General features: G+C 50.6%; 11 protein-coding genes. 7 read left to right on the top strand and 4 right to left on the bottom strand.

The genetic code is table 11. The features are described from left to right. Positions 1-57 precede the first annotated feature (57 nt). From ABD843_RS11365 to ABD843_RS11350, 4 genes are all read right to left on the bottom strand, one after another. Positions 58-516, bottom strand: a complete 459-nt coding sequence (locus ABD843_RS11365) for a hypothetical protein (protein WP_345083190.1) — start codon at positions 514-516, stop codon at positions 58-60. Between the two features lie 52 nt (positions 517-568). Then, positions 569-1102 (bottom strand): hypothetical protein, encoded by a 534-nt coding sequence (locus ABD843_RS11360; RefSeq protein WP_345083187.1) that lies wholly within the window; start codon positions 1100-1102, stop codon positions 569-571. Positions 1103-1131: 29 nt separating this feature from the next. Beyond that, positions 1132-1692, bottom strand: coding sequence for an RNA polymerase sigma factor (locus ABD843_RS11355; protein ID WP_345083184.1), 561 nt, complete (start codon positions 1690-1692; stop codon positions 1132-1134). Positions 1693-2056: 364 nt separating this feature from the next. Then, positions 2057-4018 carry a peptide-N-glycosidase F-related protein gene (locus tag ABD843_RS11350; protein WP_345083181.1) on the bottom strand — a complete coding sequence of 654 codons (1962 nt, stop codon included), beginning with the start codon at positions 4016-4018 and terminating at the stop codon, positions 2057-2059. A gap of 192 nt (positions 4019-4210) precedes the next feature. Between ABD843_RS11350 and der the strand changes: the two genes are divergently transcribed. The 7 genes from der (at position 4211) to ABD843_RS11315 (ending at position 13127) form a co-directional block, all read left to right on the top strand. Further along, positions 4211-5533, top strand: coding sequence for a ribosome biogenesis GTPase Der (der, locus tag ABD843_RS11345; RefSeq protein WP_345083178.1), 1323 nt, complete (start codon positions 4211-4213; stop codon positions 5531-5533). A gap of 93 nt (positions 5534-5626) precedes the next feature. Then, positions 5627-6934 carry a 30S ribosomal protein S12 methylthiotransferase RimO gene (gene rimO / locus ABD843_RS11340; protein ID WP_345083174.1) on the top strand — a complete coding sequence of 436 codons (1308 nt, stop codon included), beginning with the start codon at positions 5627-5629 and terminating at the stop codon, positions 6932-6934. 89 nt (positions 6935-7023) lie between these two features. Then, positions 7024-7251, top strand: coding sequence for a hypothetical protein (locus tag ABD843_RS11335; RefSeq protein WP_345083171.1), 228 nt, complete (start codon positions 7024-7026; stop codon positions 7249-7251). Continuing rightward, positions 7232-7648: a putative toxin-antitoxin system toxin component, PIN family gene (locus ABD843_RS11330; RefSeq protein ID WP_345083168.1), complete on the top strand. Its 417-nt coding sequence runs from the start codon at positions 7232-7234 to the stop codon at positions 7646-7648. Before ABD843_RS11335 ends, ABD843_RS11330 begins: the two co-directional genes overlap by 20 nt. Positions 7649-7724: 76 nt before the next feature. Beyond that, positions 7725-9977 carry a S8/S53 family peptidase gene (locus ABD843_RS11325; RefSeq protein WP_345083165.1) on the top strand — a complete coding sequence of 751 codons (2253 nt, stop codon included), beginning with the start codon at positions 7725-7727 and terminating at the stop codon, positions 9975-9977. Between the two features lie 190 nt (positions 9978-10167). Further along, on the top strand, positions 10168-12390 hold the full coding sequence (gene recQ / locus ABD843_RS11320; RefSeq protein WP_345083162.1) for a DNA helicase RecQ: 2223 nt from the start codon (positions 10168-10170) through the stop codon (positions 12388-12390). A 65-nt stretch (positions 12391-12455) separates the two neighbouring features. After that, positions 12456-13127, top strand: coding sequence for a YggS family pyridoxal phosphate-dependent enzyme (locus ABD843_RS11315; protein ID WP_345083160.1), 672 nt, complete (start codon positions 12456-12458; stop codon positions 13125-13127). The last annotated feature ends 39 nt before the right edge of the window (positions 13128-13166 follow it).

Genomic DNA, 13166 nt, shown 5'->3' with positions numbered 1-13166 from the left:
TATATGATATTAATTATGAGCTAAAAGAATACGATACCGATGGCTAAATGACCACCCTTACCTATGCTGTCGCGGGCCACGTTCACGCTGTTTCAGCCGCTGCATCAGCAATTGGCGGAATTCTTTCTCGGCCACATACAGGTCCGATAGTTGTTCCTGCGATAGCACCTTCAGGAAACGGTCGTTGTACCTGCGCTTCAGTTCTATCACCTGCTGCTGGTAGTCCAGGTCCTCTTCCAGTTTCTGCCGGGCCGCCATCTTGTTTTCCCGGGTCTTACCGTCCACATCCTTCACATTGTACTTCTTCATGTACTGTTTCCGTATCGCGCGCAGGTCCTGCTCGTATTCGTTATACACCGGCACAAAGCGCACCGACTGATCGGCCTGCAATTTCAGCCTGTCGGTTATATAAGCCATCTTGGCCGCATGTATACGCTCCATGCCCCTGCCCTGCTTGCCATAAGAAACGGCAGCCATCATCAGCAGGAACACCATTGAACTCAATATCTTTTTCATTCTCTTACAGATCTGCCTTATTCCAAATTTACATTACCACTACCCATCTCTGCTAATAATATTCATTGTCCCATCCTGTCTCATCCAGGTACACTATTATATCTGCCGGTGCTATATCCATTTTGTCTATGCTTGTACCTTTTCCGGCATCGGGCTTTGCGCCGCCGGCATCGGCCAGGTATTCCTGTATATCGCCATCTTCCACATTTGCCAGTATCTCTTGCTCATATCGCGGAGCCTCATTGCCGTAGAACATCTGGTAACCGCCTATGCCTGCCATTATGAACAGTACCGCTGCGGCCGCCCAGCGCAACTGCCTGAAGGAAATGAGAATACCTTTTTTCTGTACCACGCCTGTACGCTCCATCACCTTGCCAGGCAGCGTATCGAAATATCCGGCGGGCACCTTATAGGGCATATCTATCCTGGCCATACGCAGATCTTCCGTATCTGCGGCCATGCGGGTCATTCTCTCTGCCAGCCCTTCGAAATACCCCTCCGGCGCCTGCATAGGCATTTCCCGCCCCTTGCTGCCAAGGGTACTTCCCAGCTCATTCAACTCGTTCCTTATCTCGTCCTGCATCATAGCATTAGACAGTTTCTTTATTCAATAGTTTAACCACCCGACAGGTGTTGTTCCACCTTTTTTACCGCATGGTGGTAAGATGCCTTCAGTGCCCCGGCCGATGTATCCAGCACCTGGGCCATTTCGTCATAGGGCATCTCATCATAGTACCTCAGGTTGAACACTATACGTTGCTTCTCGGGCAGTTTTGCTATGGCCTGCAGCAGTTTCCATTCTATCTTGTTCGGGTCGGCATCGCGCTGGGCCAGCAGCCTGTTCTCATAAAATGCCTCGTTGCCATCCATAGGCACCGTGGCCCGGCGTTTTTGTGCCTCTATCCACGTCAGGGTCTCGTTGGTGGCTATGCGGTACAGCCAGGTATACAGGTTCGATTCTTCCCGAAACCCCTCCAGTCCCTTCCATACCTTCATGAACACGTTCTGCAGCACATCGTCGGCATCGTTATGCACTACCACCATACGGCGTATGTGCCAATACAGGCGCTCCTGGTACTTGCGCACCAGGGCAGTAAAGGCGGCCGCTCTTGCACCCTCTATCCTGAAGGATGCTATAAGCTCCTGGTCGCCCGGATGCTCTGTATTCCCTGCCATCTATAAGGGTCTGTCGTTCTGTTTTTGACCACACAGTGGTATATAGGTTTAAAAATAGGTCATATTTTATTGAACATTATCTTAAAAAAGTCATGTAAAGGCATACATTACACCATTTAGACATAGAATGGTGGCATGGCGAATTATAGGACGTAACACTGCCCTCCCCTTTCGGGGAGGGTTGGGGAGGGGCTTATTACAGGTTTTACAAATGCCGGATATTAAAGTCTAAATGGTATTACCTGATGTTCATCGCACCAGACCGGTCATTACTGGCTGCTGAACCTGACGTATTTATAAGGCATAAAAAAGCCGGTCGCCCCTATCAGGGCGACCGGCAATACTATTTTCATGAACAGCCTTACTATTTTGCTATCACCAGTTTCGACTGCAGCTTGTTGCCGGCCGCATCTACGAACAGTATGGTGTACACACCTGTGTTCATATCGCCGGTGCCGATGCGCGTGCTCATTTCGCTGCACGCTACTGTTTTTACTATGCGCCCCATGATGTCCACTATATGTATAGTGCCACGCACATTGGTCATACCACCTATCTCTACGTTCACCTCATTGTAGGCAGGGTTGGGATATACATCCATACCTGCTGCCATAGCGGTGATATCGGTAACACTTACAGGCGTATTGGTGTAGAAATACTGTGTGAACTTGCAGCCGAAGTCGTTGGAGAAAGTACCCGAATAGACATAGCCGTTCATATTGATGTTGGCAGCGCTAGAGTATTTCTTCACGAAGAAAGTACCTGCGTTCACACCAAGGCCGGGGTTGGAGTCGTATACCCACCAGTGCAGGCCATCGCAGCTACCGTCGGTTATCTCTAGCCTGTAGCAGCCTGTGGGCAGTGTCACGGTATCGGTATACAGGGTATTTATGGCCGCATTTATACGCTGTTTCACCACTGTGTTGCTGGCGTCGTATATCTTCCAGTTTGTCTCGCTGATGCCGCCTGCACCCTGGTTATTGGGCTTGAACATGATGCGGAACTGGCCATCCCATTTGGGCGAAGGGTTGAACGGCGTGGTCATCTTGTCGTTGGTGGGGTCCAGGTCGGCACTGCCGTTCACTGTCACTATCCTGGCCACGAATGTGCTTACAGGTGTAGTGCCGGCCAGTGTTTCCAGGTTGGTGAGGGCCGGCAGCGATATCTCTGTGCTTTCGCCGGCGTTCAGTGTACCCATCCATGTGTGGGTCTGCTGTGCAGAGTCTTTCACACCATACTCGAATGTCATACCCGTGATGCTGTTAGAGCCATGGTTCTTCACGGTGATGGTGGGTGTACCGCAAATAGGGTTGCTGCGGAAATGGTTCTCGTTGTTGGTAGGGGCTATTATATCATCTATTCCGGCATCGGTGGTCTTGTTGTAGCCACCATAGTATATCATATGGCCCTCTGTAGTATAGCTGCCAAGGCCGCCACCGGGGCTGGTATATGCATCGTACTCAAGAGCTATATTGAACGAACTGCCAGATGTGATACCGGGCAGCTTGTGGAAGTTGGAGTTCACCAGAGCGCCCGGGCACCAGTTGGCACGGTCGTACAGCCATGTACCCGACTGTGGATAAAGCTCGTTCACTGCACAGTTGTCGCGCCATATGGCCTTTGTTTCGGTGGCCGCTCCGTTCAGCATCACCTTATAGTTCTTGCTCAGGAACTCGCAGCAACCCAGGTCGTCGCTGCCGTGGCCGGTGATATTGAACTTGAACTCGGCAGATTGTGTACCGGCGGGGGCCGTCTGCGGCACATCGGTAAAGTTGGTATTGATGCTGGTAGCGCCACCATAGCCGTAGCTACCTTTCCATAAGCGGTTCAGGCCCGTTACATTGCGGTCGGGCGTACCTTCTATGAAGGCGAACTTGATATCGCCGGTAAAGCCGCCGGAATAGCCGGAATAGTGCAGGCGCATAGTGGCCGATCCGGTAAGCTTGCTGGCATAATCGGTGACATCGAACACATACCTGTGTTTCCAGGCCAGCGGTGTACGGGGTGCGCTAGAATTGGCATAAGGGGTAATGAGGCGACCCAGTTCCAGCGTATCGCCACCTGGTGTCATCAGGAAGTTCTGTACGGTGTAGTCCCAGTCGCCGCAGTAGGTGGGAGAGCCGGGGCAAACATATTTGCCAATGGTGACTATCATGTATATATTACGGTAGCTGCCCGCTGCGGGGAAGGTAACGGTACTATCGTAATTGCCATACCAGGATAGGGTGTCCAAGTTGGCCTGTACCCAGGTAGTGTCTCCGGGGGCGGCCTGCGAGGAGAATGCTGCTGACAGCATAACGAATAAAGCAAGTAGGTGTTTCTTCATGATATTAAATGATCGTTATCGCAAAGATAAGAGATGTAGGGTAGGCAACAGGCCTGTAATGGAAAAGTATTGCATAGATATTACAATATGTAGGGGCGCTCTTTTTCACGCATTAACAATATGCGTAACGAAAAACCACCATTGGCAACGGATTTACAAGTACCTTTGCACACTCAAATAAAAAATTATAACATGCCTGGTTTTACGGTTGCCATAGTGGGAAGGCCGAATGTGGGGAAGTCGACATTGTTCAACCGCCTGCTGGAACAGCGCAAGGCCATAGTGGACGACCAGAGCGGCGTGACCCGCGACCGCCAGTACGGTGTTGCCGACTGGAGCGGCAAGGTATTCAACGTGATAGATACCGGTGGGTTCGTGTCGCGGTCGGAAGATGTCTTTGAACGCGAGATACGCAAGCAGGTACATATAGCCGTCGACGAGGCCGACCTGATACTCTTTGTATGCGATGCCGTAACAGGCATCACCAACCAGGACGAGGATATGGCCGATGTACTGCGCCGCTCTACCAAGCCCGTACTGCTGGTGGTGAACAAGGTGGACAATAGTGAGCGTGCGCTCTTTGCCACAGAGTTCTATTCGCTGGGCTTTGAGAAGACATTCTTTCTGTCCTCTATATCAGGTTCGGGTTCCGGGGAAGTGCTGGATGAGGTAGTGGAGCACATAACCGAAGACGCACCTACCGAAGCCACCGACAAGGATGGCAACGCCCTGGCGAAATTTGCCATCATAGGACAGCCGAACGCCGGAAAATCGACCCTGCTGAACGCGCTGGTGAACCAGGAGCGTACCATAGTATCGGACATTGCAGGTACCACCCGCGATACGATACATACCCATTACAAGCTCTTCAACAAGGAATTCGTGCTGATAGACACGGCGGGCATACGCAAGAAGAAGAACGTACATGAGGATCTGGAGTTCTACTCGGTGATACGCGCCATAAAGGCCATGGACGAATCGGATGTGTGCATGCTGCTGATAGACGCACAACAGGGCCTTACCGCGCAGGATGTGAACATATACAGTCTGGCCGCACGCAAAGGCAAGGGCATAGTGCTGCTGGTGAATAAGTGGGATATGGTAGAGAAAGCCACCAATACCGCCCGCGACTATGAGAAAGAAGTAAAGAACAAGCTGGCGCCATTCAATGATGTGCCCATCATATTCATATCGGCAAAAGATAAGACGCGCATCTTCCAGGGTATGGAGAAGGCGCTGGAGGTGTATGAGAACCGCAGCAAGCGCATAGCCACATCGGTACTGAACGAGGTGATGCTGAAAGAGATAGAGGCGTTCTCTCCGGGCATGTCGCGCGGGTATTCTATAAAGATAAAGTTCGTGCAGCAGGTACCCACAGCGGTACCCTCGTTCGCGTTCTTTGCCAACTACCCCGATGCAGTAAAAGAATCTTACCGCAACTTCCTGGAGAACAAGATACGCGAGCATTTCAACTTTACCGGTGTGCCCATACGCATATTCATGAGGAAGAAATAAGGCGAACATGCAAGTTCTGAGAAAAAAACATACGGTCACGGCATCTCACCTCCCCCTGGGGGAGGTCGGGAGGGGCTTTAAAAATAGGATAACGTGAAAACGAGAACACTGAAGAACGACAAGGTGAACATCATTACACTTGGCTGTTCGAAGAACATGGTGGACAGTGAGATGCTGGGCGGACAGCTTACGGCCAATGGTATAGATGTGACACACGAGAACCGTAAGCTGGACCATAATATAGTGGTGGTGAACACCTGCGGCTTTATAGACAAGGCCAAGGAAGAGAGCGTGAACACCATACTGGACCAGGTGGAACTGAAACGCCGCGGTAAGCTGGACAAGGTATATGTGACCGGCTGCCTGAGCGAGCGCTACCGCGAGAACCTGCTGACCGAGATACCTGAAGTGGATGCGTGGTTCGGGACGATGGAGCTGCCGCTGATACTGAAACAATTCAATGCTGACTATAAGAGCGAGCTGGTAGGCGAACGCCTGCTGAGCACGCCCAAACACTATGCATACCTGAAGATATCGGAGGGATGCAACCGTACATGCTCTTTCTGCGCCATACCGTTGATGCGCGGCGGCCATGTATCGAAGACCATAGAAGAGGTGGTGAGCGAGGCCAAACGCCTGGTGAGCATGGGTGTGAAGGAGATAATGTTGATAGCGCAGGAGCTGACATACTATGGCCTGGATATATACAAAAAACGCGCCCTGTCCGACCTGCTTAAATACCTGTCGGACATAGAGGGACTGCACTGGATAAGGTTGCATTATGCATACCCATCGAAGTTCCCGATGGATATACTGGATGTGATGCGCGAGCGCGACAACATATGCAACTACCTGGATATGCCGCTGCAGCATATATCGGACAATATGCTAAAGGCCATGAAGCGCCAGATAACCCGCCGCGAGATAACCGACCTGATAGCAGGCATACGCGACCGCGTACCGGGCATAGCCATACGCACTACACTCATCACCGGTTTCCCGGGTGAGACGCGTGACGATGTGGAGGATCTGAAAGCCTTCCTGGAAGAGAGCCGCCTGGACAGGGTGGGCATCTTTACCTACTCGCACGAGGAGAATACGAGCGCCCACGAGTTGGAAGACACCCTTACATCTGAAGAGAAAGAGGCCCGCGCACAGGAGATAATGGAAGTGCAGCAGGAAATATCTTACGAGAAGAACCAGGAGCACATAGGCAAGACCTACAAGGTGATAGTGGACAAAAAAGAGGCCGGCCGCTACCTGGCGCGTACCGAATTCGACAGTGTAGAGGTAGATAACGAAGTAGTGATACACAGCAAAAAGCCCCTGCCCATAGGCGACTTTGTGAATGTGCGCATCACCAAAGCCTTTGATTATGACCTTGAGGGGGAAGTGGTGTAAGACTGCTTATAAAGCAGATAGATCTTCGGCGAACGGCTTTTATCGTTCGCCGTTTTTTTGTAGTTTTGGATATAGTTCGGAATAAAAAAATGAGAACACTCAATATTTCCATATCAGAACTTGAGTTCAACAAGTTTGGCCTTAAAAAAGAGAAATTATCTTTTTCAGACCTTTTGGAGATCTTAAGTAACGAGCTCAGCAAACAAAATTTGAATGACAGCATCGAACTGGCCGAAAAGTATGGCCTGTCTAAAATGACCATGGATGAGATAACAAAAGAGGTCAACGCAGTTCGACATGCAAAAGATCATTCTTGATACGAACGTTGTTGTTTCGGCTCTTATCCAAAGAAGCTTTCCCTACCTCATATTAATGGACGTGTACCTTGGCAGAAAGTGCCAGCTATGTATATCGGAAGACCTGATGGCAGAGTATTACACTGTTCTGAACTGTGATAAATTCTCGAAGTTCCCTGATTTCAAAGCCAAAGCGAACAGTATTCTTGTTGATATAGAGAACAATGCATCATTCTTTTATCCTAAAAAGAAAGTAAAGATCATAAAGGACGCAAGTGATAATATGCTGCTAGAACTTGCACTGGAATGCAAAGCCGACATTCTCATATCAGGCAATACGAATGACCTTACTTTTACCCGATATAAGAGAACGAAGATCGTAACACCAAGAGAATATTGGGAGTATCACAAACCATAACAATGCCACTTGAACGGGCTTTTCTGTTCCTTTTCTTCGCCCTATTCTATATTTTTACAATGATAAATATGTTACAATGATAAAAAAGGTACTTTTTTACCTACTGGCCATAGTATCTGGCGCAAGCGCTGTGTCGGCACGAGATACAAAAAATGCCATACTATCTGCCCACACCCGTATGTACCTGAACAATGTGGCAAAAGCAGGGAATGATGGGAAACCCATGGATGGCTATGTGTACAAGATGATAGAAGGCAGGATGTATATAAGCGCCTTTGTAAAAGTGGGTGCTGATGTAGATGAGGCAGCGCTGAATACCTTGGGTGTATACATAGGTACCCGTGCGGGCAACATATGGACGGTGCAGATACCTGCAGATAAGGTAACGGCTTTTACCAAAGTGGCAGGCATAGCCAACATAGACCTTGATGCGCCGATAACGCCCCTGCTGGATAATGCGAAAAAGACCACAAGGGCCGATTCGGCACAGAAGGGCATAAACCTGCCTATGCCATTCACAGGCAAGAACGTGGTAGTGGGCATCATAGATGCCGGTTTCGATTTCGACCACCCTACCCTCTACGATACTACACACACCCTGTACCGTGTGCGCCGCGTATGGACACAGAAACTGACAGGCACACCACCCGCAGGTTTTTCTTATGGGCGCGAGATGACCGACCCGTATGTGATGCGGTCGGTAGGCTACGATACCGCCATTACCACACATGGTACCCATGTGGCAGGTATAGCAGCGGGCTCGGGCTACAGCAGCCCATCGAGCAAGTACAGGGGCATGGCCTATGAGAGCGATATGGTGTTCGTAGGCATCATGCCGCCACCCGGCCAATGGGCCGTAGCCGGCGCTACCGACATCATAGATGGAATGAACTACATCTTCACCTATGCCGCATCGGTGTTCAAGCCCGCCATAGCGAACCTGAGCTGGGGCAGCAGCATAGGCCCGCACGATGGGCATTCGCTCTTCAGCCAGGCGTGCGATGCACTCACAGGACCGGGGCGCATATTCGCCTGCAGCGCCGGCAACTGCGGAGAGGATAGCCTGCACCTGCGAAAGACATTCACTGCCACCAATACTTCGGTAAGCACATTCGTGACATTCGACCCGCAACTGGATACGACCGACCGGAAAACATGGATAGATGTGTGGGGCGATACAGGAAGGACCTTCTGCCTGAACATAAAGCTATATGACGGCGTGAATGCAATAGACTCTACAGGGCCCATCTGCATTTCTGACACTGTACACGACTATGTGCTGACGGGATCTGATGGCGACCCCTGCCATATCACCATCAGCATGACACCGACAGAGTATAATGGTAAGCCCCATGCCTTTGTGTACCTGCACAGCCTGGTACCAGATAACATTTGCCTGTCGGCCACAGCCACCTCGGGGACCATAGATATGTGGGAGGGTTTCCTTATACCGCCTACGGGATACTATGGAGAGCTTAAGAAGCTGGGTTACGCATGGGCCGTCGATGGGGATAACCGCATGACCGTATCCGACATCAGCAGTAGTTTCTCGGCAATATCTGTTGGCGCATATGTAAGCAAGGGTTCCTTTACCAACATCGGCGGAACATTCCTGAGCTATGGTGTCACCAGTGGCAGGATAGCCCCCTTCTCCAGCCTGGGGCCGCTGCCTGATGGCCGCATAAAACCCGACATCACCGGGCCGGGCATGGCGCTGGCATCGGCCATCAGCTCTTACGATACCAGCTATACGCCCCTTAACGAAAATTACATCTATGTCATCAGCAAGAGCACTATAGATGGTCGTGTATATCCCTATGCCATGGCGGCAGGCACATCTATGTCGTGCCCGGCGGTAGCGGGTATCATAGCCATGATGCTGCAGCTCAACTCTACCCTTACCCCCGACTCTGTAAAGAACATACTGGCGCGTACGGCCATAGTAGATGCCAATACGGGTACCATACCCCCGGCCGGCACCAATACCTGGGGACATGGCAAGGCAAATGCCTACAAGGCGCTGCGCGATATGGCCGCCCAACTGACGGTGCAGAACACACTGGCCGAAGACCCTATGGACTGCCTGCTCTACCCCAACCCTACGAACGGCACATTTACCCTGGTTTACAACAATACGACCATGGCAAAGACTGTGACCGTAACCGTGATGGATATGACGGGAAGAAGTATCCATACACAGACCATGCAGGCAGCTAATGGATATAATGTCTTTAATATTAATACCGGCGATGTACCGAAGGGATTGTACCTGACCCGTATATCGTGCGGAGAAAAGGCAAATGTGATAAAAACGATGATCGAACGGTAAATATGCGGAAATTGTATAGTGGGGTGTCTGCAGTGCAGACACCCCATGTTATTTTTATAACAAAACTATTGCAATTGTAAACATTATAGATTAACTTAACAGTCGTAAATTCGCAGACTTTTCTCAGAAATATCATTTCTCGTAATGTTTTGGTCTGCAGAAATTCTAATTACAAGTTAATATTTTGTGTATGAACGCAGTAGGTAGTGGTGCAAAGGTGAACCTCAAGAAAGAATTACAACAATATTTCGGTTTCGACTCTTTTAAGGGCGAGCAGGAGAAAATAATAAAAAGCATACTGTCGGGCAAGGACACATTCGTGATAATGCCCACAGGTGGCGGCAAATCGCTCTGCTACCAGTTGCCCGCGCTGCTGAGCGACGGTGTGGCCATCATAGTATCTCCACTCATAGCCCTGATGAAGAACCAGGTGGACCTGATACGCGGCTACAGCTCTCGCGATAACATAGCACACTTCCTGAACTCGACCCTGAGCAAGGCGCAGCAAAAGAAAGTGAAGTCCGACCTGACGGACGGCCGCACCAAAATGCTGTATGTAGCACCCGAAACACTCACCAAGCAAGAGAACATATCTTTCTTCTCCGACCTGAACATATCGTTCGTAGCGGTAGATGAGGCGCACTGCATATCGGAATGGGGACATGATTTCAGACCCGAATACCGCAAGCTGCGCGACATGATAGACATGATAGACCCCGAGCTGCCTATCATAGCCCTTACTGCTACTGCTACTCCCAAGGTGCAGGACGACATAGTGAAGAACCTGGCGCTGCGCGAACCGCAGATATTCGTAGACTCGTTCAACAGGCCCAACCTGTACTACGAGATAGTGCCCAAGATAAGCAAGGAACAGACGCTGAAAAGCATTGTGAAGTTCATCAATACGATGAAGGGAAAGAGCGGCATCATATACACGCTGAACCGCAAGACGACCGAAGAGCTGGCACAGACCCTGCAGGCCAATGGCATAAGCGCCGTGGCCTACCATGCAGGCCTGGAAGCACAGATACGCTCGCAAAGGCAGGACCAGTTCCTGCTGGAGAAAGTGGACGTGATAGTGGCCACCATAGCATTTGGCATGGGCATAGACAAGCCCGATGTGCGCTTTGTGATACACTACAACATACCTAAGTCGCTGGAGAACTATTACCAGGAGACCGGCCGTGCAGGCCGTGACGGTATGGAGGGAAAATGCCTGCTGTACTACTCGCACAAGGACGTACAGAAGCTGGAACACCTGATGCGCGACAAGCCGCTGAGCGAACGCGAGATGGGGGCACAGCTTATCTCAGAAACGCTGGCCTATGTAGAGAGCGGCGTATGCCGCCGCAAGCTGCTGCTGCACTATTTTGGCGAGGAATACAAGTCCACTAACTGCGGCAACTGCGACAACTGCAAGAACCCCAAGGAAAAGCTGGAAGTAAAGGACAGCATAAAGATAACCCTGGATGCCATAAAGGAACTGGATGAGCGCTTTGGCATAGACTATGTGGTGAACATAATACTGGGCAAGGCCAATCCGCAGATACATACCTTCAGGCACGATAAGCTGAAGTCGTTCGGCGCAGGACTGGTGATGCAGATGGATGCCAACTTCTGGAACTCGCTCATACGCCAGATGATGCTGGAAGGCATGATACGCAAGGACATAGAAGAATATGGCCTGCTGAAGATAACCGAGAAGGGACAGAAATTCCACAAGAAGCCATACTCTATAATGGTGGCGCTGAACCACAAGTATGAAGAGGCCACCTGTGACGATGAGGAGACAAGCGCCGCCGGCGGCGGTACCTCTACCACCGACCCGCAGCTCTTCGAGATGCTGAAGGACCTGCGCAAGCAGGTGGCCAGGGAGAAGAACCTGCCACCCTTCGTGATATTCCTTGAGAATTCGCTGGAGGATATGGCCACCAACTACCCTACCACGCTTACCGAACTGGAGAAGATACAGGGTGTGAGCAAGGGCAAGGCATTGCGATATGGTAAAAAATTCGTAGAGCTGATAGCCAAGTATGTAGAGGAGAACGACGTAGTGAAGCCCGACGACTTTGTGATGAAAAGCGTGGTGAACAAGAGCGGCATGAAGGTGTACATCATTCAGAACATAGACAAGAAGATACCACTGGAGACCATAGCCAAGAACAAGGGTCTGTCGCTGCCGGACCTACTGGTGGAGATGGAGACCATAGTGGCCAGCGGCACCCGCCTGAACCTGGACTACTGCCTGGAACAGGAACTGGACGATAACGAGCAGGAGGACATCTTCGACTACTTCCGCAACAGCCATGACGATGATATGGAGAGCGCCTATGAAGAATTCAAGGACAGGGACGTGAGCATAGAGCACCTGAAAATGATGCGCATCAAGTTCATGAGCGAATATGCCAACTAAGAACATTCAATAGATAACAAGCCGGAATTCTGTCAGAGTTCCGGCTTTTTTATACAACTTTCATTATGGTGAACAGAGCTGTCTGGGAAACATTGCATAAAGAACTGGCCGCTGCGGGAGCTACGCTGGTAGCAGTATCGAAAACGAAACCTGCAAGCGATATAAAGGAGCTGTACGACCTGGGGCAGCGGCACTTTGGCGAAAATTATGTGCAGGAGCTGGTGAGCAAACAGGCAGAACTGCCTGCCGATATACAATGGCACTACATAGGCCACCTGCAAAGCAATAAGGTGAAGTATATAGCGCCCTTCGTGCACCTGGTACATGCAGTGGACAGCTTTGGCCTGCTGAAGGAGATAAACAAACAGGCCGCAAAGAACAGCCGTGTGATAGATGTGCTGCTGCAAATGCACATAGCCGATGAGGAGACGAAATTCGGCATGGATGAGGCAGACATCTTTGAGCTGATGGAATACTATACCGCACAAAAGGAAGACATGCAGAACGTGCGCATCTGCGGCCTGATGGGCATGGCATCGAACACGGATGATGAGCAGAAGATACGCAGCGAGTTCGCACGGCTGAACAACTTTTTCATACACCTTGCAGAGACATCCTTCCTGGGCAAGCCATACTTTGCCATACGCTCTATAGGTATGAGCAGCGACTACCATATAGCCCTTGCCGAGGGCGGCAATATGGTGCGCATAGGCAGTATGCTGTTCGGCAACCGTTAGCCAGCCCTAAGAGCCGTAAACACCTCCCTCTCCTTCGGA

Origin of the sequence: Nemorincola caseinilytica (assembly GCF_039540515.1) — a bacterium.
Classification (GTDB): Bacteria; Bacteroidota; Bacteroidia; order Chitinophagales; family Chitinophagaceae; genus Nemorincola; species Nemorincola caseinilytica.
This window is presented reverse-complemented; position numbering and strand designations above follow the sequence as displayed.

Excerpts from the sequence above, each read along its gene's own strand:
- ABD843_RS11365 (WP_345083190.1), bottom strand. The coding sequence starts at position 516 with ATGAAAAAGATATTGAGTTCAATGGTGTTCCTGCTGATGATGGCTGCC.
- ABD843_RS11360 (WP_345083187.1), bottom strand. The coding sequence starts at position 1,102 with ATGATGCAGGACGAGATAAGGAACGAGTTGAATGAGCTGGGAAGTACC.
- ABD843_RS11355 (WP_345083184.1), bottom strand. The coding sequence starts at position 1,692 with ATGGCAGGGAATACAGAGCATCCGGGCGACCAGGAGCTTATAGCATCC.
- ABD843_RS11350 (WP_345083181.1), bottom strand. The coding sequence starts at position 4,018 with ATGAAGAAACACCTACTTGCTTTATTCGTTATGCTGTCAGCAGCATTC.
- der (WP_345083178.1), top strand. The coding sequence starts at position 4,211 with ATGCCTGGTTTTACGGTTGCCATAGTGGGAAGGCCGAATGTGGGGAAG.
- ABD843_RS11335 (WP_345083171.1), top strand. The coding sequence starts at position 7,024 with ATGAGAACACTCAATATTTCCATATCAGAACTTGAGTTCAACAAGTTT.
- ABD843_RS11330 (WP_345083168.1), top strand. The coding sequence starts at position 7,232 with ATGCAAAAGATCATTCTTGATACGAACGTTGTTGTTTCGGCTCTTATC.
- ABD843_RS11325 (WP_345083165.1), top strand. The coding sequence starts at position 7,725 with ATGATAAAAAAGGTACTTTTTTACCTACTGGCCATAGTATCTGGCGCA.
- recQ (WP_345083162.1), top strand. The coding sequence starts at position 10,168 with ATGAACGCAGTAGGTAGTGGTGCAAAGGTGAACCTCAAGAAAGAATTA.
- ABD843_RS11315 (WP_345083160.1), top strand. The coding sequence starts at position 12,456 with ATGGTGAACAGAGCTGTCTGGGAAACATTGCATAAAGAACTGGCCGCT.